The 26634-nt window shown below is 36.7% G+C and carries 24 protein-coding genes; 9 read left to right on the plus strand and 15 right to left on the minus strand.

Features of this window, described 5'->3' with window-relative positions:
* Nucleotide 1 precedes the first annotated feature (1 nt).
* The gene (locus N7Z68_RS24325) at nucleotides 2–82 is read left to right on the plus strand and encodes an IS3 family transposase (RefSeq protein ID WP_371316473.1); all 81 of its coding nucleotides are present in this window, start codon (nucleotides 2–4) and stop codon (nucleotides 80–82) included.
* A 45-nt stretch (nucleotides 83–127) separates the two neighbouring features.
* Nucleotides 128–280, plus strand: coding sequence for a hypothetical protein (locus tag N7Z68_RS04950; RefSeq protein ID WP_275117365.1), 153 nt, complete (start codon nucleotides 128–130; stop codon nucleotides 278–280).
* A gap of 113 nt (nucleotides 281–393) precedes the next feature.
* Here N7Z68_RS04950 and N7Z68_RS04955 read toward each other — a convergent pair whose 3' ends face one another.
* Entirely contained in the window at nucleotides 394–1329 is a 936-nt protein-coding gene (locus N7Z68_RS04955) for a DUF4349 domain-containing protein (protein WP_275117366.1), read from the minus strand.
* A 276-nt stretch (nucleotides 1330–1605) separates the two neighbouring features.
* Nucleotides 1606–2898, minus strand: coding sequence for a DHH family phosphoesterase (locus N7Z68_RS04960; protein WP_275117367.1), 1293 nt, complete (start codon nucleotides 2896–2898; stop codon nucleotides 1606–1608).
* Between the two features lie 210 nt (nucleotides 2899–3108).
* On the opposite strand from N7Z68_RS04960, the gene N7Z68_RS04965 reads away from it, so the two are divergent.
* On the plus strand, nucleotides 3109–3369 hold the full coding sequence (locus N7Z68_RS04965) for a DUF2524 family protein (protein WP_275117368.1): 261 nt from the start codon (nucleotides 3109–3111) through the stop codon (nucleotides 3367–3369).
* 11 nt (nucleotides 3370–3380) lie between these two features.
* On the plus strand, nucleotides 3381–3569 hold the full coding sequence (locus N7Z68_RS04970; protein WP_275117369.1) for a hypothetical protein: 189 nt from the start codon (nucleotides 3381–3383) through the stop codon (nucleotides 3567–3569).
* A 49-nt stretch (nucleotides 3570–3618) separates the two neighbouring features.
* Here N7Z68_RS04970 and N7Z68_RS04975 read toward each other — a convergent pair whose 3' ends face one another.
* From N7Z68_RS04975 to N7Z68_RS05005, 7 genes are all read right to left on the minus strand, one after another.
* Complete coding sequence (locus N7Z68_RS04975; RefSeq protein WP_275117370.1) at nucleotides 3619–4071, minus strand: hypothetical protein; 453 nt, start codon at nucleotides 4069–4071, stop codon at nucleotides 3619–3621.
* Between the two features lie 182 nt (nucleotides 4072–4253).
* Nucleotides 4254–5933 (minus strand): glycoside hydrolase family 13 protein, encoded by a 1680-nt coding sequence (locus tag N7Z68_RS04980; protein WP_275117371.1) that lies wholly within the window; start codon nucleotides 5931–5933, stop codon nucleotides 4254–4256.
* Nucleotides 5934–5953: 20 nt separating this feature from the next.
* Nucleotides 5954–6775: a carbohydrate ABC transporter permease gene (locus N7Z68_RS04985; protein WP_275117372.1), complete on the minus strand. Its 822-nt coding sequence runs from the start codon at nucleotides 6773–6775 to the stop codon at nucleotides 5954–5956.
* Nucleotides 6775–7641, minus strand: coding sequence for a carbohydrate ABC transporter permease (locus N7Z68_RS04990; protein WP_275117373.1), 867 nt, complete (start codon nucleotides 7639–7641; stop codon nucleotides 6775–6777). The genes N7Z68_RS04985 and N7Z68_RS04990 overlap by 1 nt, the downstream gene beginning before the upstream one ends.
* Before the next feature lie 241 nt (nucleotides 7642–7882).
* Nucleotides 7883–9103: an ABC transporter substrate-binding protein gene (locus N7Z68_RS04995; protein WP_275117374.1), complete on the minus strand. Its 1221-nt coding sequence runs from the start codon at nucleotides 9101–9103 to the stop codon at nucleotides 7883–7885.
* Nucleotides 9104–9270: 167 nt separating this feature from the next.
* Nucleotides 9271–10278 (minus strand): LacI family DNA-binding transcriptional regulator, encoded by a 1008-nt coding sequence (locus N7Z68_RS05000; RefSeq protein ID WP_275117375.1) that lies wholly within the window; start codon nucleotides 10276–10278, stop codon nucleotides 9271–9273.
* Between the two features lie 215 nt (nucleotides 10279–10493).
* Nucleotides 10494–12680: a DNA topoisomerase III gene (locus tag N7Z68_RS05005; protein WP_275117376.1), complete on the minus strand. Its 2187-nt coding sequence runs from the start codon at nucleotides 12678–12680 to the stop codon at nucleotides 10494–10496.
* Nucleotides 12681–12825: 145 nt separating this feature from the next.
* On the opposite strand from N7Z68_RS05005, the gene N7Z68_RS05010 reads away from it, so the two are divergent.
* Nucleotides 12826–13305, plus strand: a complete 480-nt coding sequence (locus N7Z68_RS05010) for a CarD family transcriptional regulator (protein WP_275117377.1) — start codon at nucleotides 12826–12828, stop codon at nucleotides 13303–13305.
* A 246-nt stretch (nucleotides 13306–13551) separates the two neighbouring features.
* Here the strand turns inward: N7Z68_RS05010 and recQ are convergent, their stop codons facing one another.
* Complete coding sequence (gene recQ, locus N7Z68_RS05015) at nucleotides 13552–15660, minus strand: DNA helicase RecQ (RefSeq protein WP_275117378.1); 2109 nt, start codon at nucleotides 15658–15660, stop codon at nucleotides 13552–13554.
* Between the two features lie 393 nt (nucleotides 15661–16053).
* Here recQ and N7Z68_RS05020 point away from each other — a divergent pair, with 393 nt between their 5' ends.
* Nucleotides 16054–17610: an ABC-F family ATP-binding cassette domain-containing protein gene (locus N7Z68_RS05020; RefSeq protein WP_275117379.1), complete on the plus strand. Its 1557-nt coding sequence runs from the start codon at nucleotides 16054–16056 to the stop codon at nucleotides 17608–17610.
* A gap of 122 nt (nucleotides 17611–17732) precedes the next feature.
* Here N7Z68_RS05020 and N7Z68_RS05025 read toward each other — a convergent pair whose 3' ends face one another.
* From N7Z68_RS05025 to N7Z68_RS05040, 4 genes are all read right to left on the minus strand, one after another.
* Nucleotides 17733–18737 (minus strand): class I SAM-dependent methyltransferase, encoded by a 1005-nt coding sequence (locus N7Z68_RS05025; RefSeq protein WP_275117380.1) that lies wholly within the window; start codon nucleotides 18735–18737, stop codon nucleotides 17733–17735.
* 21 nt (nucleotides 18738–18758) lie between these two features.
* Nucleotides 18759–20057 (minus strand): FAD-dependent oxidoreductase, encoded by a 1299-nt coding sequence (locus N7Z68_RS05030; protein ID WP_275117381.1) that lies wholly within the window; start codon nucleotides 20055–20057, stop codon nucleotides 18759–18761.
* A 154-nt stretch (nucleotides 20058–20211) separates the two neighbouring features.
* A complete protein-coding gene (locus N7Z68_RS05035; protein ID WP_275117382.1) occupies nucleotides 20212–21090 on the minus strand; it encodes a stage II sporulation protein P in 879 nt (292 codons plus the stop codon).
* Between the two features lies 1 nt (nucleotide 21091).
* Nucleotides 21092–21628 carry an RNA polymerase sigma factor gene (locus N7Z68_RS05040; protein ID WP_275117383.1) on the minus strand — a complete coding sequence of 179 codons (537 nt, stop codon included), beginning with the start codon at nucleotides 21626–21628 and terminating at the stop codon, nucleotides 21092–21094.
* 300 nt (nucleotides 21629–21928) lie between these two features.
* On the opposite strand from N7Z68_RS05040, the gene N7Z68_RS05045 reads away from it, so the two are divergent.
* Entirely contained in the window at nucleotides 21929–23092 is a 1164-nt protein-coding gene (locus tag N7Z68_RS05045; RefSeq protein ID WP_275117384.1) for an acyl-CoA dehydrogenase family protein, read from the plus strand.
* An 80-nt stretch (nucleotides 23093–23172) separates the two neighbouring features.
* On the opposite strand, the gene N7Z68_RS05050 is transcribed toward N7Z68_RS05045, so the two are convergent.
* Nucleotides 23173–23484 carry a hypothetical protein gene (locus N7Z68_RS05050; protein ID WP_275117385.1) on the minus strand — a complete coding sequence of 104 codons (312 nt, stop codon included), beginning with the start codon at nucleotides 23482–23484 and terminating at the stop codon, nucleotides 23173–23175.
* Between the two features lie 258 nt (nucleotides 23485–23742).
* Between N7Z68_RS05050 and N7Z68_RS05055 the strand changes: the two genes are divergently transcribed.
* Nucleotides 23743–24843, plus strand: coding sequence for a GGDEF domain-containing protein (locus N7Z68_RS05055; protein WP_275117386.1), 1101 nt, complete (start codon nucleotides 23743–23745; stop codon nucleotides 24841–24843).
* A 150-nt stretch (nucleotides 24844–24993) separates the two neighbouring features.
* Nucleotides 24994–26595, plus strand: coding sequence for an ABC-F family ATP-binding cassette domain-containing protein (locus tag N7Z68_RS05060; RefSeq protein ID WP_275117387.1), 1602 nt, complete (start codon nucleotides 24994–24996; stop codon nucleotides 26593–26595).
* The last annotated feature ends 39 nt before the right edge of the window (nucleotides 26596–26634 follow it).

Below are 26634 nucleotides of genomic sequence, written 5' to 3' on the forward strand. Positions count from 1 at the left end.
CATCCATTTTTATAATCATGAAAGATACCAAAAAAGATTAAACGGCCTCAGCCCTATGGAATATAGAGCTAAAGCCGCTTAAATACTTTTTATTATTTCCACTGTCTACTTGACAGGGGGCAGTTCATTGTTGCTTTTAAGTAGTTTTTTTAAATACTTAGATGTGATCATTTACAGCCGAGATGAAGCCACTGTTTTTGATTTTGTCATGCTCCCTGCCGTTGCAATCGGCTTTATTTACTTTTTTATGCAGGCATTTGTCCATTATAAAAAGCTATGATCCGTATTTACAGGATTATAGCTTTTATTCATATTTATCACGGAACTATTAGAAATTTATGGATCTATACTAATAACCGATTTTAAACTGTTTTCGTTAACTCGTTTAAACTCCTACAAAGTCTCTGTATTTTTAGTTCGCTTTCGGAGTTTATAGATGACAACAAGTACAATGATCCCCATTGGAATAAAAATTGGTGAGAGACCTATAAGTAAAACAACAAGACCTGAAAATAAAGCGACCGTATTATTGATGGATGACATGAATAAACTTTTCGACTTTTCCCAAGTATTTAGGTCACTACTTCCTTGGATCGATGGAACATTCACTTTATTTTCTTGTAAGTAGATCGTGACTGTTGAGAACTCTACATTTTTTTCTAAATAGTTCATTCGCCCAAGGGTTCGCTCAATTTCTTCTTGAACCTTAGCTAAGTCAGAAGAAATTTTTAATAAGTCTTCCGTATTTTCAGCGTCTTCCATAAATGCAAGCAGACGTTTCTCTACGACTCGTTTGGAACGTAAACGAGATTCTAAATCCACATATTCTTCCGTTACATCATTTCCACTAATCATTCGTTCGTTTACTTTTACACTTGCAGACTCTACATCATTTAAAAACGCTTGGAAATGTTTTTGCGGTACTTTTACGATCAGATTTCCGTGAATTTGTTGTTCTCCTGATCGAAAAACTGACGACTCAATGACAAACCCTCCAAGTTCTTTTACTTGTTTTTGAATTGCAGCTTCTGATTGATGGTAATCGTTCACCTCAAGTGATAAGTGTGCATTGTAAATAACCATTCTCTCTGAAGATTCACTATTTGAAGATTGATCAGTAGAAACAGAAGCTTCCTCTACCATCTCTTTTTCTCCGGTCAACCCTCGGCTAGCTACGCCGCTATAGCTTGCTTCTTCAGCAACCATATCCATTGCACCAGTGTCTTCACTCATTTCTGTCCGATATTCGTTGCTGCTGCAAGCTGCTAATAGGATGCTAAAACCAAGTATCGTGACTATAACTAGTAATTGTACGTGTCTTTTCTGCATGATCTTACACACTCCATTCGTTTCGGTTTAAACATTAGACGACCTTTAACGAAAAAAAGTTACAATAGATTTACAGTCAATGTAAGAACTAGAAAAAGGGCTGTTTGGTAAGGCTATAGAACTGTTCTTTTGAAAAAAACACTGTTAGATTAGATCCTAATTGCGCCGCTGTTATTAACTTAGTTTAAAAGGCTGCCCCAACGAGAAATTGCTCTTGTTGAGGCAGCCTCTTTTTAGATTCGTTCGATCTTTTTTGTTAATAGATAAAAAGTGCTGTTAGTGTGATAAAGGTCGATCTTCTTGCTCAGAAGAGTGGACAATCGGTTCATAAGTCGCAAAACTCATACCCTTCTCAGGCGATTTTTCGTATTCATTCGTTTGCTCTTTTTTAATTGTTTGAATTAATGTTTGTGAGAGGTAATCGACATATTGTTCGTCCCTTGCTAACCAAGCAGCGTGATTTCTTTTTAGAAAGTATTCTGCTTCGTCAAACGCTGTAAAGGTTTGTTCAATCACTTTACCATTTCGGTCAATACACCATTTATTCTCACCGACACGATAAACAAAAAATTGATCTTCAAAATGATTTTCATAGTAACAACCTTTTTCAGCAGCTTTTAGGTTATATTGATTACGGAACGCATCTGGTTTCATCGGCTCAATACGGAATGCCTCCGCAACAAACAGTTGATACGCCTGATCTGTTAAAGGGCACCCTGATGCTTTCGCATGTCCTCCACCGCCAAATTGCCCTGCCACTTCTGAAACATCGATATGATCATGAATGGTACGCAAACTGATCTTTTTCCCGCCGACATTCATTATTGCTATGTAATCTAAATGAGGATTTTCTTTTCCGAGTTCATTTCCTAATTCTGAATGATAGTTTTCCGCATGGACGATGCCGACACATTTACTATCAATAAAAGTCTGTACCATTTCTCTTCGTTTTCTCCGAACATATCTTTCAATTTTATTTTCTTCCATATCTAAAATTTTCGTTTCAAATTCATCAAAAGAAAAACTGTCACTTTCTTGTAGTCGACCCGCCATTCGCTCTTCAAAATCTTCGATCGAAATCATAAAGAAAAGATCATTGAGTCGTTTTGCTGTTTCGTTATTATTTTTTTCCCACTCCCATGTATCATAGAGTCTTACTAATTCAACAAACTCTTCCACCACAGGAGAAGACTCCAACTGTCCGTTGGCAACTAAATATTCATAAAATAATGAGGTTGCTGCCGTTAACCTTCCATCATCGTACTCGACTTTTACACTTCCCCATTCGTAATCATTAAAATGAAGAGCCGTCTTGTGATGGTCAATCAATTTAGCTTTGCTTGTTTTTTTATAATACTCATTGATTTTTTTTGTATTTTGTTCATTGACTGATAGATCGGTTACTATGATAAAATCGTCGTTTTTCGCTCGCTCTAAAAAACGTTCGACTTGAAAGTCTAATCCGCTGACAGAGTTATAACGAACTCGCACTTGATCTTGAAAGGCGAGCTTGGCCAAGATCCCACAACCAACCCCGTCTAAGTCATTATGAGTAAATAAATGAAACATCTCGCTGTCACTCCTCATTCTATGTTGTTCCATTATTATGTGACAAATCATGCAAAACCATCAATTTTTGAAAAAACAACTTCGTTTAAAGAAACGTAAAGGAATTGCAGCTAAAACGATCCATTTGTTTTTCTCGGAAGATCCAAAAAGGAATAACTTGAACGTAATATTCACATGTTATTAAAAACAGGAAGTCTGGGAGGTTTTCAAGTGACAGCAAATGAGGAGATCGAACGTTTTTTAAATAAAGCACAAGATTTGGTTGATGATGGCCTAGATGAGCTTTTAGAAACAAAAATCATTCGTGAAAATGACCTTTCTGACTATTCGTATATTCAACATCAACTACATGAATTAGTAGAAGAAGCCGATCAATTAATGGACCAATATCCAGATCAACGAAACAGATTAGCCGAGTTACAACGAAAAATTAAAGAAATTCAAGAAGTAATGGTTAAAGGAATTTATTAGGGGGCAAAAAAATGAACTACGATCAATTAAAACAAATTGTCTTATTAACCCAAGATGCAACTGATATAGGTTGGGAATTTTTTATGGATGAAGGTCATTTAAAAGCTCGTGACAACACTTACGCTCAAGATACATTAACCTTTCAAAGTGAAGATCACTTCTATGAATGGTTAGAGGATCAGTTTGATAAAAAAGATTAAGAAAAAGGCTGACTTACAAGTGTATTGTTCACTTCTGTCAGCCTTTCTTTTATGGTTGTACCGTCTTTACAAATAAAAATTTTAGCCACTGATAGATGTTGATCACAAATACAAAACAAACGGAAATAATAAGGAGTGTTGCTCCACCCTTATAGAACAATACAATCGTCATCAACCCAATCACGGTCATAATGGCAATTCGGAGAAACGACTCCTCCAGCTTTTCTGCCTCAATTTGTTGATACAGCATTTTACACGCTGAAACCAAACATGCCGTTGCTAAAAAGTAGAGACTCCCCGGTATTAAAAATTCATGAATAATATCAAAACTAAAAACAAACGAGGCTTGTCCTGCCCCCGTTAGGATCGATTGAAAATAGAAAAGAATTTCATCAATCATTTGATAGAACGGGACATGATTCATTTGATTAGAAATAGTGCCCCCAATAAATGCAAAAATAAACCCAAAAATAACGAATATAAATGGTAGAACAAAAACCATCTCCACACCTCATTTCAATCTCTTTTCTATCACTCTATTCAAAAAAATAGATTTTAGAATAAATAATAGAGAAAAGAGAAATAAAAAATGGTACCACAATAAAAATGGTGCCAGGCACCTTTACCACTGTGATAGAGTAAAGGTGCCTGGCACCGATTAAATAATGGCACCGATTATTGTTATTATGATAGTTTGTATACTCTTGCTTCGTATGGGCGAAGTGCGATTTGGCTGATTGCTTCACTTTCTTCTACATTATAGTTACTAATGAGTAGAGTGTTATGCTTGCTAGATAGGTCTTCTGGCAGTTCAAATGTAGTGTCTTCACCGTAGAAATTACATACGACGACTAATTTCTCATTTCCAAGTGTTCTTGTATAAGCAAATACTTGAGGGTGATCTTCATGAAGAATATCATAGTCTCCGTATACGATGATTTCATGCTGTTTCCGCAATTGAATGAGTTTGCGGTAGTAGTGATAGATTGAATTGGAATCTGCTACTACTTTTTCTGCATTAATCTCACGATAGTTCGGATTCACTTTAATCCAAGGTGTTCCCGTCGTAAATCCTGCATTTTCACTGCTATTCCATTGTACTGGCGTTCTGGCATTGTCACGACCCTTTACATAAATGCTCTTCATGATGTCTTTAACCGGAACACCAGCTTCAACTTTTTCCTTATACATGTTTAGGATTTCAATATCACGATAATCATCGATCGAATCGAACTTCACATTAGTCATCCCAATTTCTTCACCTTGATAGATATAAGGTGTTCCTTTCATCATGTGAAGAAGCGTCGCTAACATTTTTGCAGACTCATTATGATAATTTTGATCATCACCAAAACGTGATACAATCCGCGGCTGATCATGGTTATTCCAGTACAAGCTATTCCATCCTGCTTTTTCTAACCCTTTTTGCCATCTAGATAAGCTCCATTTTAAATCTTTTAAATCTAAAGGTTTTAAATCCCATTTTCCATTCGGACCTGAATCTAGGTCGACATGCTCAAACTGAAAGACCATATTTACTTCTTTACATTGCTCATCTGTATAAAGCTGAGCTTGTTCAGGCGAAACACCTGGCATTTCGCCTACAGTCATTACATCGTAGCCACTCAATGCTTGTTGATGCATCTCTTGTAAATACTCATGAATTTTGGGTCCGTTCATAAAGTATGGTGCACCCGATACATACTTCTTGCCTTCTTGAGGCTCTCCATCTGGTAAACCGTCTACTTTTGAAATAAAGTTAATAACGTCCATGCGGAAGCCGTCAATTCCTTTATCCAGCCACCATTTCATCATGTCATATACTTCACCGCGTAATGTAGGATTTTCCCAGTTTAAATCAGGCTGCTTTTTTGAGAAGAGATGCAGGAAATATTCATCCGTTGTTTCATCGTATTTCCATGCGGATCCACTAAAACACGACTCCCAGTTATTTGGCTCTTTTCCGTCCTTGCCTTTTCTCCAAATGTAATAGTCACGATAAGGATTGTCTTTGGATTTCTTTGCTTCGATAAACCATTCATGTTCATCTGAGCTATGGTTCACCACTAAATCCATTATTAGTTTCATTCCACGATTATGAATTTGAGCTAATAACTCTTCCCAATCAGCCATGGTTCCAAACTCATCCATAATATCTTTATAATCACTGATGTCATAACCGTTATCATCATTCGGTGATTTATAAACAGGTGACAACCAAATGATATCGATCCCTAAATCTTTTAAGTGGTCTAGCTTAGAAATAATTCCTTGAATGTCACCAATACCGTCCCCGTTACTGTCCATAAAACTTCTCGGATAAATTTGGTATACAACACTTTCTTTCCACCATACTTTTTCCATTGCTGTCATCTCCTTTTTGTTTACTTAATTGCCCCTTTGGTTACTCCACTAATGATCCATTTTTGTAAGAAAATATAAACGAGTAACATCGGTAATAATGCTAGTAAATAAGAAGCAAAAGCTAAGTTGTAATTTGTACTAAATTGTGATTGGAACACATATTGTACAAGTGGTAACGTCATATCATTACGATCACTTAAGATTACTAATGGCAGCATAAAGTCGTTCCATGCCCATAAGGCTGTTAAAATGCCAACCGTTGCATTCATCGGAGTCAATAGCGGGAAAACGATTCTCCAGAAAACACCCCAACGTGAACACCCGTCAATTATTGCTGCTTCTTCAAGTTCTACTGGAATCGATTTAATGTAACCAACATATAAGAATATATTAAAAGCAAGTCCGTAAACAATATACAAAATAATTAAACCGGTGGGATTCATCATCGAAATCGCACTCATTTGCTTTACGATCGGTAACATGATGATCGGGAACGGAACAAACATCGCACTTACAAAATAATAGAATAACACTTTATACGTTTTTTTGTGCAGATTACGCGCAATTGCGTAAGCTACCAAGGAATTCGTTAAGATTGTAAATACGACAGTAAAGAAAGTAATGTACGCACTATTTTTTAAAGCATTAAAAAAGTTCGTCATTTCTATTGCTCTAGTAAAATTATCTAATCGCAATTCAGTCGGTAAAGCTAAAATTGACTGCGCCGTTTCTTGTGGCGTTTTTAAGGCATTGACTACCGTTAAATAGATTGGAAATAAAATGACGATTGAACCGATAATTAATAGTAGAGTTACAGGCCAATTTATTTTTCTTCGATCCATTACATCTGCACCTCCCGTTTTTGTAAATAACGGATTTGGATCACTGAAATCGTAACAATGATAATAAAGTAAACGACTGCGTTAGCTGACTGGTAGGCAAACTCTCCACCTTGGAAACCGCCACGGTAAATAAGTAGAGAAATAGATTCTGTTGATCTACCAGGACCACCGCCAGTTAATGCCATGATGTGGTCGAATACCATTAAAAAGTTTTTCATTGCGAGTACCATATTAATTGTAAAGAACGGTGCGATGAGCGGGAATGTAATTTTCCAGAAATCCTGCCATTTATTCGCACCATCAATGCTTGATGCCTCATAAATATCTTGTGAAATCGTTGCAAGACCTGCTAAATACAAAATCGTATTAAACGCAGCTGCCTGCCAAACTGCAACAACAACGATTCCCAGCCATGCCAGATCAGGGTTCCCTAATATACTTGCTGTTAATGCGTTAATTCCTAGGTTTTCTGCAATAGAAGGAACAAAGATTGCAAAAATATAGTTAAAGATAAATCCTACGATTAAAATACTTAAAATATTTGGCATGAAGTAAATGCCTCGTAGTGTCTTCTTAAATTTGATTTTTGAGTTCAATCCTAAAGCAATGGCTAAACTGATGATGTTAACTAAAACCGTAGAAAGAACGGCAAATTTAAATGTGAAAATATAAGCATCTATTGCACGTGAGTCTTTAAACACGTTAATGTAGTTTCTAAATCCTACAAACTCCCATGAACCATATCCTTTAAAGTTCGTGAAACTATAAAATATACCTTGAAGCACTGGGAATGTATGAAAGGTAAAAAATAAAACGACCGCTGGAAGTACCATCAAAAAGTAGGGGCTTATTTTTTTCTTTTTCATATTTTTTCTTCTCCTCCTCTTATGAAGTCAAAATTAAGTTATCTATGGAAAGCAATTTCATATCATCATATTTTATATAAGACAATTTCTTACGAAGATTAATTGATAACCTCCATAGGAAATTGTCCTATAACCGAGGCCTTCCATTATTGAAGGAGCAAGGCTTCCCCCCTGTGGTTACACTAGGACGTTGCTTAGGAAAGCCTGCTCACGTTTCTATTACTTCTATTAATTTCTAAAACTATCTATCTTTTACTTTATCCCACTCGCTGTCTAACGTATTTAAGAATGCATCTACATCTTTTTTAATTAAGAACTCTTGTACTAAGTTTTCTACTTGCATTCCTGTTGGATAATAGTGATCTGGGAAACTAGTAATTGAACCTTCTTCAAAATGTCTTGATAAGTCAACAACTGTAGGATCTTCTTGAAGCACACCTTCAACTGCTGAGAATTGTTTTTCCCTATCAATATAGAATTGTGCATTTTCAGCGCGTAGTAAGAAATCAATGAACAGTTGAGCCTCTTCTTTATGCTTTGTATTTTCAGAAATTGTTAAAACAGTGTCTACACCAGAAACAAGACGGTTCATCGTCACATCATTAGAAGCTGGAAGAGCAAATGCTCCAATATTTGCTTCTGGGTTTGCATCTAAGATTGAACCTACAGCCCAGTTTCCTTGAATATACATTGCAACATCGCCATTAGCAAAAGCTGCATTTCCTTGGTCATAGCCAGCACCGAAAATATCATTATTAGCAAAACCTAAAAGTGTTAACATGTTTTCTGCAACATCTTCGTAACGCTCTTGAAATGTGATTTCGTTGTTATTTCTTTTTTCTAGGAAGTCATCACCTTGCAGGTTAGCTGCTAAAGCATTAAAAGGTACCATTGCAGTCCAAGCATCTCCATATGTGTGATAAAAAGGCGTTTTTCCTGCTGCTTCCACTTCCTCAGCAACTGCGATGAACTCATCCCAAGTCGTAGGAATGTCTAATCCTAGTTCTTCAAAAGTGTCTTTGTTATATAAAACTGTGTTTGCATTAGCTGCGTAAGGAATTCCATTAGGAGTGTCTTTACCAGCTAGTGCGTTTAACATATCAACATAAGCAGGTTGTACTTTTGAGATTTTTTCATCTCCTGCAAAGTCGTGAAGAACGCCAGCTGCAGCTAATTCACCGTATGTTGCATTACCACTGATCCCCATAATAGCAGGTACATCATTTTGAGCTAAACGAGATCTTAATACTGTTTCCGACTCAGGAACATGGTTTTGCTCGATTTTAATTTCTGGGTATTCTTCCGTAAACTTAGCAATTAACTCATCATATGTGCCTACTGCTTCGGATTTATTTTGGAAAAACTCAAGCTTTACTGTCCCGTCATCAGCTCCACCTCCACCACAAGCAGCTAAAGTAACAGCAGCTACAGAGGTTGCAATTAACATTTTGAATTTTTTCATTTTTACTCCTCCTAATTGTTTGAGTTCATTCAAAACTGAATGACTAGTAAAACATAGATATAAGAAAACGTTTACGTTAATGTCTTCAATAAAACTTCTTGGTATTATTAGTAATAAGATCATTTTTTACGTAAACGTTTACGTATCGTTGGTATAAAAAACACCTTCTAGGTGCTCTTTAAACTTTTCACACTATTTCTTTCAATGATTTGAAAGTTCATAATCGAACTTGAAGCGTGATGATCTTCTTTCTCAATCATTTCAATTACTTTTTCTATCGCAGCTTTCCCCATCTCCCGAAGCGGCTGCGCTACCGTCGTTAATGGCGGGATCGCCATTTCAGCTACTAAAGTATTATCAAAACCGATAATAGAAAAGTCATCTGGCACTTTTAAATTGTTTTCGTAAGCTGCGGAAATTGCACCTACTGCCATATCATCACTAGCAGCAAAAACTGCCGTGAACTCATCTTTTAATGGCAATAATTGTTTCAAACACTTTTTCCCTGACTCAAAATCAAAGTCTCCATACGTAATAAGCTTCTCATCAAGTGTGAGACCATGATCTTCAATGGCTTGTTTATAACCTTCCATTCTCGGCTTTCCTGTTAAGTCATCATTACCACTAATCATCGCTATCTTGTCATGACCGTTTTCGATTAAATAAGATGTCGCATGATAAGCTGCTTGTCTATCATCAACCTTTACGTAAGGTAATGGAAAACGATAAGACATCGTTGAAATTAAAATAACCGGGATACCTAACCTTGTAATCGTTTCGTAATATTCTTCTTTAATTTCTTGGCTGGAGAAGACTAAACCATCGACCTTTTTCTCCCCGAGAATATTTAAGTAATCTAGCGTTCGCGAACCGCTATGATCGGTATTACATACAATCATACTATAGTCATTCTCATGGGCACTTTCTTCAATTCCTTTTAAAAGCTTAGATGCAAAAGAGCTCGTTACATTTGGCAACAGCACGCCGATTGTCTTTGTTCTTTTGCTAACCAATCCACGTGCAATTGCGTTTGGACGAAAGCCTAATTCCTTAATCACTTCTAAGACTCTTTCTTTCGTCTTTTCAGAATAACCAAGCTGGTTATTCAAAATTCTAGACACGGTAGCTATTGATACATTAGCTTTTTGTGCAACATCCTTTATTGTCGGTTTCATATTATCCACCTTTTTACGAAAACGTTTACGTAAGTTATATTACAATTACATTTCATTTTTTGCAAGGGCTTTCACGAAAAAGACAAAAGAAGAATAAAATTCCCTTCAAAGTGACTTTTCTCACTGACTTCATTCACATAAATGGTGCCAGGCACCTTTACCACTGTAATAAAGTAAAGGTGCCTGGTACCGAATAATTAATGGAACTTGATCATTTATTTTTTTAGGTTTAGCTTGGCTAAGGCTTCGGCTAGAGCTGGATTAAATGGCTCTTCTTGTTTGTCTTGCTTCTTTAAATATTGATTGACTTCTTTTTTCGAGACTTTCGTATTTTTCTCTTTCTTCTTTCGCTCATTAAAAGTTGAGAGTTTCTCTTTATGACCGCAGCTGCAAGCAAAGACTTGTCCCTCGCCTTGTCCTCGTAATTCTAGTTTTTTGAAGCACTTTGGACAACGTGAATTCGTTTTCTTCGCCACTGCTTTTCGATGGCCACATTCACGGTCTTCACATACGAGCATCTTCCCTTTTTTCCCGTTCACTTGCAGCAGATTTTTTCCACATTCCGGACAAGTCCTTCCAGAAATGTTATCATGCTTAAATTTCTGCTCACTCACTTTAATTTCACGAATAATCGCTTTTGTATACTCTTTCATTTCAACAAGAAACGCTTGTTGCGTTAATTTTCCTTTTGCAATCGCTTCAAGCTTTTGCTCCCATTCGCCTGTAAGCGCGGGTGACTTCAGATCCGACGGCACTAGCTCTAATAACTGCCTTCCTTTTGAGGTCGTTACGATATCCTTACCTCTTTTCTCAATCAGGAAACTATTAAAGAGTTTTTCGATAATATCTGCTCGCGTTGCAACGGTTCCTAGCCCACCCGTTTTTCCAAGCGTTTTGGCAAGATCCTTATTTGTTTCAGCCATAAATTTTGCTGGGTTTTCCATTGCCGATAGTAAGGTTCCTTCGTTAAATAATCCCGGTGGCTCTGTTTCTCCCTCGGTTTGCGATACAGACTGGAGTGATAAAGTATCTCCCTTTGTTAATAGAAGAATATCATTACTCATGTCACTGTTTTTTTCATCACTATCATCACCATAAATTTCTTTCCAGCCTAAAGATTGAAGAACATTCCCTTTTGCTATAAAGGTTTCTCCGCCGATTTTAGTCACAACCGTTGTTTGTTCATATTCATATGGTGGTGAAAGGACTGCTAAAAAGCGTTTCACTACTAAATCATAGATTTTACGTTCTTTCTCACTTAACGAAGAAAGAATAGTAGTGACTTCTGTCGGAATAATGGCATGGTGGTCCGAAACCTTCTGATTATCAACAAAATGACGGTTTGCCTTTATCGGCTTTTGTGCAATTTTAAACGCATGTTTAGAATATGGGCCTACCCCGCAAGCGTCTAAACGATCTTTTAGAGTTTCTACGATATCATCAGATAAGTAACGCGAATCTGTTCGTGGATACGTTAAAACTTTATGTTGCTCATATAATTTTTGCATCGTATTTAGCGTTTCTTTTGCCGAGAAGCCAAATATCCGATTTGCCTCACGCTGTAATTCAGTTAAATCAAACAGTTGTGGGGAGTATGTCTTTTTGGACTTTTTCTCGATATCTATAATTTGTATCGGTTGATTACTTATTTTCTCTTGTACTTTTTTTACTTGACTTAAGTCGAATGTTCTAAACTCTTTCGTCTTTGTATCTTGCCAAGTAAGCTTTAATGTTTTATCAGCTCGAACTGTTACACCGTAGTATTTTTTCGGTTTAAATTCATTAATTTCTCGTTCTCTTTGATGGATGATGGCAAGCGTAGGCGTTTGGACTCGTCCACAAGATAGTTGGGCATTGTACTTTGAAGTTAATGCTCTTGTTCCATTTAATCCGACAATCCAATCGGCTTCAGCTCGTGCAACCGCCGCTGAATAGAGGTTTTCATAATCTTTACCTGGGCGAAGCTTTTGAAATCCCTCTTTAATCGCCTTATCCGTAACAGAGGAAATCCAAAGACGTTTAATGGGCTTTTTCACACTCGCTTTTTCGATAATCCACCTTGCGACTAACTCTCCTTCACGTCCTGCATCGGTCGCGATTACGATATCTCCAACATCTTTGCGGTTCAATTGAGCTTTCACTGCCTGAAATTGTTTATTTGTTTTTTTAATTACAATAATTTTTAATTTTTGGGGTAACATAGGAAGGTCATCCAGATTCCAGGATTTATATTTTTCATCATAAGATTCAGGATCAGCTAATGTCACTAAATGACCAAGCGCCCAAGTCACGATATAACGGTCACCTTCAAAAAATCCGTTTCCTTTTTTCGAACAATTTAAAACTTTTGCAATGTCTCTTCCAACTGAAGGTTTTTCAGCTAATACTACTGTTTTTTTCATGGTAACACCCTTTCAACAACAACTAATAAAAACTATATCATAAATTGATTGACAGCGAAATTAATGAATGATAAAATTATAAATTTTGCTATTATCAGACAAGTATGATATAATAAAGATGAACTCAAATTTAGGAGGTCGAGCTATGTTTCAAATTGGAGACAAGATTGTTTACCCAATGCACGGCGCTGGTGTGATTGAAGATATCGAGGAAAGAGAAATTCTTGGGGAGACCCAACAATACTATGTCTTAAATTTGTCTCATAGTACGATGCAAGTAATGGTTCCTATGGAGAAAACATCAATTATCGGTATACGTGAAGTCGTAGACCCAGATACGTTAGAAAAAGCATTATTAATTCTTCACGATGGCGAACCAGACGACTCGGTTAATCGTCACCAACGTTATCATTTAAACATGAAAAAAATGAAAACGGGTGATATTTGTGAAAGTGCCCAAGTAATTAGGGATTTAATGTTCTTAAATAAAAATAAGAAGCTTGGTACTGAAGATAAGTTCATGCTTGATAATGCTCGCCGCATTTTTATTAGCGAACTCATTCTTGTTAAAGGATTTGAAGAAGAACAAGCGATTGAATTTTTAGACAATGCAATTAACGGTTAATCGACCTGAAAACCTCTTCGCAGTGAAGAGGTTTTTTGTTTTTCTTCAATAGAAAATTTTATTTGAGCAGCCGATAACCTTAAGAGGTTATCAAGTTGCAAGGACATCAAAAAAAGAGGCTGAGCTATCCAACCTCTTCTCTTGATGTTTTTACATCGAGAATTACTGTTTCTAGAGTTCTATATACCTCACTATATCTCCACTAACTCACTCCCACTCTAAAATACCATAAAGACAATTATTCAGTTAACCTTGGCTAACTCTCTTTCCAATCACATATCGGATTTCGAAATAGGTTACCTCTTCTGGTAAGCTTTCCTTGAGTGGCTTCAATCGTTCTGCGCCGATCTTCTCGATGGCTTCTTCAATTAATTGTTCGTGGTGCTCATTAACAAATTGGCGAAGATCGATGTTTTTTCCTTCATCCACACATTTTTCTAGATGACTTAGGATTGTTTCTTCAGTACACTCCCGCTCAGCAGCGATTTCCTTGACAGAACTTCCTTGCTCATACCTTTCATACGTAATATGGTGACTCGGTATTTTGGACGAAGCTTTTTTCTGGACGGTTACCAGCTGGTCTGTTTTTTGATCCCGATACGGTTGTAATGCCGTTAAAAATGGTTCACCGTATTTCTCTAGTTTTTGTTGCCCCACTCCATTTACAAGTAATAATTCTTCTGTACTTGAAGGAATTGACCGGCTCATTTCACGAAGCGTCTTATCTGAGAATATTAAGTAAGGAGGGACTTTTTCTTTATCTGCAATATCTTTACGGACCTGACGTAAACTCTCAAAAACTTCATCATTTGCTTCAATCGCTACATGGGCTACCTTTTCTTTTCTGTAAACTTGCAGCTCTCCTTTTAAAACGGCAACTGCTTTATCTGTTAAACGCAATGTCGGGAAATTACCTTCAGACGGCTTTAAGTATTGTTCTGCTGTCAGGTAATCAATGAATTGAGATAGATTTTTCCCTGTCCACGTTTTGAGCAGGCCATAGGTCGTCAATTGATCTAATTTAAAATCTTTCACTTTTTTACTTTCTGATCCAACTAAAACTTGAGCAACGATCGTTTTTCCGAACTTTTCTCGCATTCTTTTAATCGTGGAAAAGACCATTTGTGCTTCTCTAGTTACATTTGAAGTCTCTCCATCATCTAGGCAATTCGAACACTTCTTACATTTTTCAAATTCTTCATCTTCAAAATAGTGTCCGATATATTGTTGGAGACACGACTCCGTATGGCAATAATCTACCATCTGCTGCAACTTTTGGTATTCATTCGTTCTTCTTGTTTCTTCTAGATCAGACTGTTCGATTAAAAACTTCTGAATGCGAATATCATCAGGAGCAAAAAGCAGCACACATTCACTTTCTTCACCATCACGTCCAGCTCTTCCCGCTTCTTGATAATACGATTCAATATTTCTTGGCAAATTATAATGCAGGACGAATCTCACATTAGATTTGTCAATTCCCATTCCGAATGCATTCGTTGCGATCATAACCGTTATATCGTCACGGATAAAATCATCCTGATACTTTGCGCGTTCTATATCTGATAAGCCACCGTGATATTTTCCAACAGCTATGCCCTTTTCGGTTAATTTATCATACAGTTGCTCTACGACTTTCCGCGTTGAAGCATAGATAATTCCTGAGCTTGCGGCATGCTTCTTTAAATATTGCGAGACATAAGAAAATTTATCGTGACCTTTGACCACTTGTAACGATAAGTTATCTCTTCTCGCTCCATTCACAATCGTATTCTCTTCTTCAATGCTTAAGTGCCGGCATATATCTTCTCTTACTTGAGGCGTTGCCGTTGCCGTTAACGCTAATACAACCGGATTGGTCGGCAATTTCCTGATGAGTGATGATATATTTAAATAACTCGGGCGGAAATCATGTCCCCATTGTGAAAGACAGTGCGCTTCATCGATTGCAACGAGAGAAATCGGCAGCTCATTTAATAAATAAAAGAAACGAACGTCTTCTAACCGCTCAGGTGCAATATAGATTAACTTATATTTTTCATTTCTCATATTCTCGATCCGTTCATTTAATTCACTATTCGAGAGAGAACTATTAATATATGTACTCGGAATTCCAAGCTGATTTAAACCGTCCACCTGGTCTTTCATTAATGAAATAAGTGGTGAAACAACGACCGTCATTCCAGAATAAATAAGCGCGGGAACTTGATAACAGATAGATTTACCTCCACCTGTCGGCATAATTCCAAGTGTATTTTTTTCTTCTAAAACTTTCTCAACAATATCATTTTGGCCTTTCCGAAAAGCTTCATAGCCAAAATATTGTTTTAAAAGTTCAACTGCTTTTGTCTGCATGAATGAACTCCTTCCTAACAACTGCTTTTTCTATTGTAAAGGAAATTATTAATTTTATAAATGGAGGAAAATTACTTGTGGTGGTTAAGAGAACTAAAGGGGGTCTCGTAATTTACAGGAGCGGATGCTCGGATCTTTACACATAGTATGGTTTTTTGAAAAATAGAGCCTTCTCATTTAACCTCAATACTTTTATTTTACAGTAGTTCAATGACTCCTAGTGCAAACTTTTTGTAAAGAAAAAGCACTTCTCTTTAAAGCTCTCATTTACAAAAAAATAAATTGGATATTTTCAAAGTATGTTAAAATAGCTTCATTCGTTTTATAATAGGTAAGGTGCAAAAAATTAAATTGATTATCTATAAATTTATATAGAAAGAGTGTTGTCCATTCATGAGTGTATTAACGGTGCAAAACTTAAGTCACGGATTTGGTGACCGCGCGATTTTTAATGATGTATCTTTCCGCCTTTTAAGGGGAGAACATATTGGTCTGATCGGAGCAAACGGCGAAGGTAAATCGACGTTTATGAATATCATTACAGGAAAACTGCAACCTGACGCTGGAAAAGTAGAGTGGTCGAAACGAGTACGTGTTGGGTACTTAGATCAACATACAGTTCTGTCAAAAGGCATGACGATGCGCGATGTATTAAAAAGTGCATTTCAATATTTATTTGACTTAGAAACACAAATGAATGAGCTTTTTGATAAAATGGGTGATGTTTCTCCAGAGGAACTAGAAAAGTTGCTTGAAGAAACAGGAACGATCCAAGATATTTTAACGAATAATGATTTTTATACGATTGATGCTAAAGTCGAAGAAATTGCTCGCGGTCTTGGACTAACAGATATTGGACTAGATCGTGATGTTGATGATTTAAGCGGTGGGCAACGAACAAAAGTCCTTCTGGCTAAACTATTACTAGAAAAGCCTGATATCTTACTATTGGACGAGCCGACAAACTATTTAGATGAGCAGCATATTGAGTGGTTAAAGCGTTACTTAAATGAATATGAAAATGCGTTTATCTTAATCTCACATGACATCCCGTTCTTAAACAGCGTTATTAACCTTATCTATCATATGGAAAACCAAGAGTTAAGTCGCTACGTCGGTGATTACGACCACTTCCTAGAAGTTCATGAAATGAAAAAACAACAATTAGAAGCAGCCTATAAAAAGCAACAACAAGAAATTTCTGAACTTAAAGACTTCGTTGCGAGAAACAAAGCCCGTGTGTCCACACGTAATATGGCAATGTCCCGCCAGAAAAAGCTAGATAAGATGGAAGTCATTGAACTTGCTAAAGAGAAGCCAAAACCAGAGTTTAATTTTAAAGAGTCTCGTGCATCTGGAAAAGTGATCTTCGAAACGAAGGATTTAGTAATTGGATATGATGAACCACTATCAAGACCGTTAAACCTGCGTATGGAACGCGGACAAAAAGTCGCATTGTACGGGGCAAACGGTATCGGTAAAACGACGTTATTACGCAGCATTTTAGGTGAGATTAAACCTGTTTCAGGTTCGGTTGAACGTGGTGACTATTTGCATATTGGCTATTTTGAACAAGAAGCAAAAGCAGATAATCAAAATTCGTGTATCGACGAAATTTGGAGAGAGTTCCCTTCTTATAGCCAAGCTGAAGTTCGTGCTGCATTAGCAAAATGCGGATTAACGACGAAGCATATCGAAAGTAAAATTATGGTATTAAGCGGTGGAGAAAAAGCAAAAGTTCGTCTATGTAAGCTGATTAACAATGAAACGAACTTACTCGTACTCGATGAGCCGACGAACCACCTTGATGTCGATGCAAAAGAAGAATTAAAGCGTGCCTTAAAAGCTTACAAAGGAAGCATTCTTCTCATTAGCCACGAACCTGAATTCTATAATGATATCGTTACTGAAAAATGGAATTGTGAGACTTGGACGACGAAGGTTATTTAATTTTCTCATTTAAAAATTAGTTGGAAATAGAAATGCGCCTAAACCTTTTATGGTTTGAGCGCATTTCTTAGGTTTGCTTAAAACGCATTAAATAAGCATGTCCAGTACTGAAGAAAAATTTACTAGGCCTCTTTTTTCATTGCAATCATGTACCAGCTTCCTTCTTTTACAACAGGAGTAATTTCATCTATGTAGTAACCGGTATTTTGGGCATAAACTCTAAGTTCATCTTCAGTAGGAATCGGGTGTAAATTTTCATGTGCAGTCATAAAACTATTGAATGCTACCGAAAATGCCTTTCCATTTTTACTTAAGTACAGTGGAGTAATAATGGTTAATGAACCATTTTTTTCTAAGCTATCATATGTTAATTGAAACAATTCTTCTCTACCCTCTCTACTAAAATAATGCAGAAGGTTATTCATCATAATGTAATCAAAGGCTTGATTGATTTTATCTCCGGTTGTAATGTCTTTTTGATAAATATTAACATTACTAATCTTGTTTTCTTTTACTTTTTTCTGTGCTTCGTCTACTACACTTCTATTTATATCAATTCCGGTGAACTCCTTATTTTTATAAAGTTTAGATAAACGAACAAGGTAACCGGCATGACCACAACCAATATCCAAAACAGAAGTAGCCTTTGACTTCTTTATTTTCTTTTTCACTTTAGGAAAGGCGAACTTTTCAATGAGTGCTGAAGTTTCTGCAACAGTCTGACCAAATCCGTCATGATCATAATTCTTTCTAGCAGCCTCGTTTGTCAATAAATGAGGGTAGTTTAATAGAGTCGGTATGTGTAACTCCATCATTTCTCTTAATAATTCGCCAACAGAATAGCGACTAGTAGCTGAGAAATACGTGATCATATGTTTAGTAGGATAAATCTTTTGGTTATCCCCTATATATAAATGGCCGATAACCGTTCCTACGTCTACCCAACAGGTGAGTAACTGTTCGTCCATACTAGTAGACTGTTGAAGTTCAGTGAGCGTCTTACCCTTAGCAAGTTCATCAAATAATTTCATTTTAAAACCAATATAGGCGTGCCATGTCGGAAGAAACCCTTCATTTTTCTTCATCCACTTCCTTGCTTCCCATACTCTTTTCCACTCCTTAAACAACTTAAATCCCCCTCCCTGTTTCTAGTACCACGGATAATCGTCCTCTTTAGTGTAAAAATGCTCTTTTTGGTTAAAAGATGGGCCTAGATGTTGAGCTAAAGGAAAACCAGCTTGCATTAAGCGATCAAACATATTTTCTTTCCATGCTCCTAAGCCTGAAATATTTAGTATTTGCTTAAAGTGAAGATAAGAGTTTTTCTCTATTCTTTGCAGGACTTGCATTCTAAACTTCCTCCACAAAGCAAAATCATATGAGTATACGAGCGCAGAAAGGTGACTTAAGTTAGAAATGTATTCCACCCTAGGTCTTCTTACACGTTCAAACCAACGCAGAAGTGTTGGATCTAATTGATTTGTACGGTCCATCCATGTTAACAGCTCACCAAGTACATCCGAATCCTGGATCGCTAAATTCATTCCCTCTCCAGCAATTGGGTGGACACTATGAGCTGCATCACCAATTATCGCTGTATTTTCAAATACATAGGTTTCAGCGTGGTGATTAACTGGAATCATCAGTTGAATTTTCTTAAAGCTGTCGACACTTTGGACAAACCCATCCATCGCTGGCATTAAATCGATGTATCTTTGATGAAGAGTGTCTAAACCACTTCGAAGCAATTGTTTATATTCACCTGACTTTATAAGCAACACGGTTCGAACTAAATCGTTTGGCAATGGAAAAACACCTAATAGTTGATCTCCTTTTGTGATAATCGTTGCTTCCTTTAATTGTGACGGTTTAGGAAAAGATACTGTTAGAAAATGATGATTATATTTCTTGCGTTTCAGACCAATCCCAAGGGTTTGACGAACAGGAGACATCCTCCCTTCAGCCCCAACAAAAAAATCACTAGGTATTCTCTTCTCCTCACCAGCCTGTTCAATTACAGCTACTTGTTTTAAGCCCGTTCCTTCTGGTTCGAGTGTTATAAACTTTGTATCCCCGAAGTAAAAATGATCATTCAATTGGTGACAAGCATCTAGTAAAATTTCTTTTAATTTTTCATGCGGAATCATCATGGCATAATTAAAAGAATGATCTAAAATACGATAATCCCATTTGGCATACTTCACCTGATGTGTCGGTTCTATTTCTTTTACTATCATCTGCTCTATTTTTTCACCATACTTCAATAATTGGTCACCTAAACCTAAGTGACTCAAAATTTCTATACTTTTTGGTTGTAATAGCTCACCTTTATACTTCGGTGATGGTTTTGCATTTTTTTCAACGACGGTTACATTTATGTTATTCTGAAGAAGTTTCAACGCTAACGTTAAACCTGCGATACCTCCACCTGAAATAAAAACATTCATGACATCACTTCCTACAATCCTGTGAATATTATCCTAGTACTGAAGTATGCATTTACAATCTATGTATATTAAAGCTTCCCCCTTTTTATATACTTAAAACAAAAAAAAAAAGAAAAAAAGCAAGAGATTCTTCATCCCCTGCTTATAAAATATGCTATTTTTCAAGAAGCACCTCTACCACATCCGCAAGATAAGTAGCCGCTCTCATTGCCTCTTCTAATGAATTTTCATAACCGCCAATGTCTATTAATATCGCTTGATCGTGAAGGTCTTGATTGTATATTCCATTGCGTCCTAGCCCTCCTGTTTCGACAACACCTCTTGATAAACCAGGGTACATTTCTTCTGCAAATAGATGAAGTTCTCTAGCAAAATCGAGATTGCGCTTTTGTTGCAACTCCCCTCCGACGTTAAAATAAATTCTAGCAACTTCTTCACCATTGATAGTAGTTGTTGTTTGGTTTCTTGATAAAGAATCCCGGTGGATATCAAACACCATTTGAATGTTGTCATGCTGTGTGAGTACTTCCTCTACATTTTCCCTCGACACATCATAAGAGTCCGTGTATTTCAGTCCGCGCTCGTCAAGTATCGATTGAAAATCAGTAGAATCATGGATTGTAACAATTCCTCTCTTCGTTAACTCATTACTTAAATGTTCTCCGACAGCCGTAATATTATTTTCACGGTCCCAAGCATGAGCTCCTGGAAATTCGTCATCCTCGTTTACTTCTATCTCCAACTCTGGGAGGAACGCTTCCCACGTATGAGTATGATAAATATAAACCTCTACTTCCTCTTCATACTCAGCAGGCTGTTGGAACAATCCATCTATATTGAAAACCAGTAATAAAAATAAAATACTTGCAAAAATGGCGCCCGTTACAGGAAGCATTAATTTATTTTTTGATCGTGCTGAAAATCTTTGAACGAGCTTTCCTTCCAATCGCTCTACAAACTCTTCGTTTGGCGTTATGTTTGAATGGCTCTTCTTCAATTCTCGTAAAAGTTCTAATTCTTCATTTCGGTCCATTTCAAACCCACCTTTCACTTACTAGACTCGTATCTGACTGTAGTTCTTGTTTTAATTGTTTTAAAGCTCGATGATAATTAACTTTTACTTTAGACTCGCTCCAATTCATGATTTGAGCAGTCTCTTTCACAGAAAACTCTTGTATTCCTCTTAGTATAATCACCATCCGATATTCATACTTGAACTTTTTTAGTGAAGCATACACGGTATCAATCTCTTCTTTCGCTTCAACCAGCTCTTCGGTTGTCTTTTCTTTGGAAGGCATAAATTTTAAAACAATGTCACTCACCAACTGCTGTCTTCTGCATTTTTTTGAATGATCGATGGCAACATGTCTTGCAATAGAGAATATCCATGTTTTTAAATGTGATTCTCCTTTAAACTTTGGCAACGATTTAAACAGACGGATAAAGACTTCCTGCGTTAAATCTTCCGATTCATTTCTCGTATTTGTAAAAGCTACAAGAAACTTATACACATCGTTGTAATGTGCACGGTAAATTTGTTTAATCTCTTCTTTTACATGTTCTTGTTCCAAAACTCAACCTCCCCTTTTTCATTGATACTGATTAGTCTTATTTCAGCTTCATAAGGTTACAATCTATTAAAATAAATTTGAAATCACATCGAACAACAATTATTTAATTTCTTTCCCAAAAAAATATGCCTGTATATTTCGTACAACAAAATAGTTATTCATTATTTTACCATTTTATAATAGTTATCAACTTGAAACTGTTCGTATCTATAGATTGTGAGCACAATTATTACTCTTAAGATTTGCATTCCAAACAAACTCATGGTAGTTAATAAGTAAGGACCTGGGAGGGCGATATATATGTTTTTTAAAACCGCAGAACAAAAGAAACGATACGAACAAATTGGTCAATTGGCAGATCAGTTTTCAAAACGAGCTCAACTGCATGATCTTGAAGGTTCATTTCCAATTGAAAATATAAATGACTTAAAACAAATCGGTTATACGACATTAACACTGCCAGTAGAGTTTGGTGGTAAGGGCGCTTCTTTATATGAATTTATTTTACTGCATGAGCGATTAGCTCAAGGGTGCGGGCCGACTGCTCTTTCGATTGGTTGGCATGTTGGAATTATTTTAGATTTGGCCACCACTCGTCCATGGTCAAAAGATAACTACGCAGCGGTTATGGCAAAGGTAAAAGAAAATGCCTTACTTAACCGTGCAGCCACAGAGGCACAAACTGGCTCACCTACACGAGGTGGTAAACCACAAACGACGGCAGTAAAAGATGGGGACCAATGGAGAATGAATGGTCGAAAAACATTTACAACGATGGCTCCTGCCCTTGATTTCTTTTTAGTTTCAGCAGCTATCGAAGGCAGTGAAGATGTTGGTGAGTTTTTAGTTCCCCGTGATACACCAGGTGTTCGTATTGAGGAAACGTGGGATAGTATTGCGATGAGGGCAACGGAAAGTCATGATTTAATATTAGAGAATGTAACAGTAGAGGAAGATCATTTATTAGAAATGGTTTCTTCTAGACCAAAAAACAGGGCGAATGGTTGGCTGCTTCATATTCCTGCTTGCTATTTAGGAATCGCACAAGCAGCATGTAACTATGCAATTCAGTTTGCTAGGTCCTATCAACCAAACAGCCTTCATCATCCGATTATCGAATTACCCAATGTACAAAGACAGATTGGAGAAATGGAGCTTAAGTTAAAACACGCACGGCACTTTCTTTTATCGGTTGCAGACAATTGGGATGAGTTGACGGATAAAACAGTTACGATTCCTGATCTTGCCGCGGCTAAACATGTCGTAACGAATTCAGCTATTGAAGTGGTCGATCAAGCGATGCGGGTCGTCGGCGCGAGAAGTTTATCTGAAAAAAATCCACTTCAGCGCTACTACCGCGATGTCCGCGCTGGACTGCATAACCCTCCGATGGACGACGCAACAATTCAAATCCTTGCTCAAAGTGCAATTCAAAGAAGTTCAAAGTCGACAAGATCACTGTAAGCATAAAAAAAAGATGAATCCTAGTTTAGGAATCATCTTTTTGTGTTTGTATTAAATTCTTAGTCAACAGTTCATGCAGCTTACATAAATTGATACGGTCCATCGGGACGCTCCAACACATATTGTTCCTCAGCTTTATTTAACATTTCGCTCCATGCACTAAAATGTGTTGTTTGTGCGATAAATTGATCCCATTCTCCTCTATTACTCTTAATAATTTCTTGTATATTGACTGTATCGAAGTTGCCATTTCTTAAGAATTGTTGCCATGAATAATACGAAGTGTAACGCTCCATAAATTGTTCATTAAATAAGAGATGATAAGGTGCAATTGTTGTAGAATATTGTTCAACAAACATTTTTTGTAAACTAGAAATTACTGATTTTAACATACCAGACATCCCCTTTAATTCATACTAAATTTATCTGTTTTTCCCTTAATCTTAAACACACTTATTTTTTCTACTATAATTACTGTTTATCCAACGGTTGTTTATCTAACTATATATTATTCAAACAATTCCTACCTGTCAACTCGTATTTATAAAAATCCACTTTATTTTTTCACATTATTTCCTATTGTTTTAATAACTCAATTGTTTATAATGAACTTGTCCTATCTTTAGATGAAAGTGAGAATTTATAATTGAATGTACTACTTTATTCATGAAATGTTTGCAAACGCTGCTATTTTATCGTCCTTTATTTTTTTTGCGGGCTATTTAAATAGAGATGTTGCGTTGTCAGTGCACTCGCCACTACGCACAAAATTGCTAGTCGGGGTATTGTCAAGCCTATTAGGTATTATTCTGATGCAATATAGCATTCAAATCTCAGAAGCTGTCATCGACTTACGCTATTTTTCAATTATGCTTGCAGCCTACATAGCCGGATTTATTCCTGCTATAATCGCAGCTCTTATTGTCGGTTTTGCACGTTTATTGTTTTGGGGCTTAAATCTTGGTGGAATTATCGCTTTTAGCACCATGCTGCTTGTCGGAATAGGTTGCGGTGTTTGTGGGGAGTATTTCGCTAAACAACATAGCAGAAAATGGCTGTATATGACTCTTTATTCAACTCTTATTGGAATTTGCACATTATATATCCTAGTAAAAGATCTGGTTATCCTTTTCCAAATCAGCTTCATTTTTATATTAACTGGAATTTTCCTTATGTATTGCTTACGATATGTCCGCGATGCAAATGAGAATTACCGTGCTATGAAGCAGCATTCATACGAAGATGAGCTTACAGGATTAACTAATGTTCGAGGGTTTAATAAGGCTATGAAGGAGTTCATGAGTGATTTTCGCGACAGTGAGGAAAAGAAGCACTCTTTTCTACTCATCGACATTGACCATTTTAAGATGATTAATGATACTTACGGGCATCTAAATGGTGACCTTGTATTAAAAAGGTTAGGCCAGATCCTTCAATTGGAATCCCGTGGTACAGATATCGTATCAAGAAATGGTGGCGAGGAATTTTCTATTTTACTTCCTAACTGTGAAAAAGAGGATGCTGTTCAAATTGCCAAGAGGATCCGCAAATCGGTAGAGGGAGCTTTGTTTCATATAAACAGTACACAACTTAATGTTACTGTTTCAATTGGTGTTTCGAGCTTAACAAGTATAGACATGACACCTGAACAGCTCGTTCAAGAGGCAGATGAATGCCTATATTTTGCTAAACGATCTGGTCGAAATCTAGTTGGATTCCGACTAGACGATAAGTTTATGACTGAAAAATAATTAGTTACAAGTATCAACCGAACCCCGTTATGCCTGATTGGATCGATCAGGCTTTTTACATTTATTCCATTGTCGCAGTCAACTATAGTTTTTTATCAACTGAATTAATGGTATAATTTTATAGATATTGTTTTTGGAGGGTATTATTGAATGATTACAGTACAAAATGTAGGTTTACGTTACGGAGATAGAAAACTGTTTGAAGAAGTAAATATTAAATTTACACCAGGTAACTGTTACGGTCTTATCGGTGCGAACGGTGCTGGGAAATCAACGTTTATCAAAATTCTTTCTGGAGAAATTGAACCTCAACAAGGTGAAGTACATATGAATCCAGGCGAGCGTCTTGCGGTTTTAAAACAGAATCACTTCGAATATGAAGAACATGAAGTCCTTAAGTGTGTAATTATGGGCCATGCTCGTTTATATGAAGTTATGCAAGAAAAAGATGCGATTTACATGAAAGAAGATTTTAGCGACGAAGATGGAATTAAAGCAGCTGAACTCGAAGGTGAATTCGCCGAAATGAACGGTTGGGAAGCTGAGTCTGAAGCAGCTATCCTTCTAAAAGGTCTTGGTATTGGCGAAGATCTTCACTACAAAAAAATGGCAGATCTTACAGGTGGCGATAAAGTCAAAGTACTCCTTGCACAAACTTTATTCGGTAAGCCTGATGTTCTTTTACTTGATGAGCCTACGAACCACTTAGACATTAAAGCGATCCAATGGTTAGAAGAGTTTTTAATTAACTTCGAAAATACCGTTATCGTTGTATCCCATGACCGTCACTTCTTAAATAAAGTGTGTACTCATATTGCCGACTTAGACTTTGGTAAAATTCAAATTTATGTTGGAAACTATGACTTCTGGTATGAGTCAAGCCAATTAGCTTTAAGAATGGCTCAAGATCAAAATAAGAAAAAAGAAGAGAAGATTAAAGAACTACAAAACTTTATTGCGCGTTTCTCGGCGAATGCATCTAAATCGAAGCAAGCAACTTCTCGTAAGAAATCATTAGAGAAGATTTCATTAGATGACATTAAACCATCATCTCGCCGCTACCCGTATGTACACTTTGCTCCAGAACGCGAAATTGGAAATGACTTATTACGTGTAGAAGGTCTTTCTAAAACGATTGATGGTGTAAAAGTGTTAGATAACGTTAGCTTTACGATGAGTAAAGATGACAAAATTGCTTTAGTCGGTACAAATGAAGTTGCAAAATCGACTTTATTTAAAATCTTAATGGGTGAAATGGAAGCTGACAGCGGAACGTATAAATGGGGCTTAACAACTTCTCAAGCTTACTTCCCTAAAGATAACTCGAAGTATTTCGAAGGCTGTGACCTTAATCTGGTTGATTGGTTACGTCAATTTTCACCAAACGATCAAACGGAAAGCTTCTTAAGAGGATTCCTTGGTCGAATGCTTTTCTCAGGTGAAGAAGTGATGAAAAAAGCAAGTGTTCTATCTGGAGGAGAAAAAGTACGTTGTATGCTTTCAAAAATGATGTTAAGTGGTGCTAACGTTCTCCTATTAGATGAGCCGACGAACCACTTAGATTTAGAATCAATTACAGCTGTAAACAACGGACTCATCAACTATAAAGGGTCAATGATCTTTACTTCACATGACCATCAGTTTATTCAAACGATTGCTAACCGCATTATTGATATTACATCAGAAGGTACAATTGTCGATAAACTCATGACATATGATGAGTACTTAGAAGCAGCAAATGCTAGTGCTTAGTCAAAACACACACCGCCCAATTCAATTGGGCGGTGTGTT

Source organism: Alkalihalobacterium chitinilyticum, from assembly GCF_029028005.1.
Classification (GTDB): domain Bacteria; phylum Bacillota; class Bacilli; order Bacillales; family Bacillaceae_F; genus Alkalihalobacterium; species Alkalihalobacterium chitinilyticum.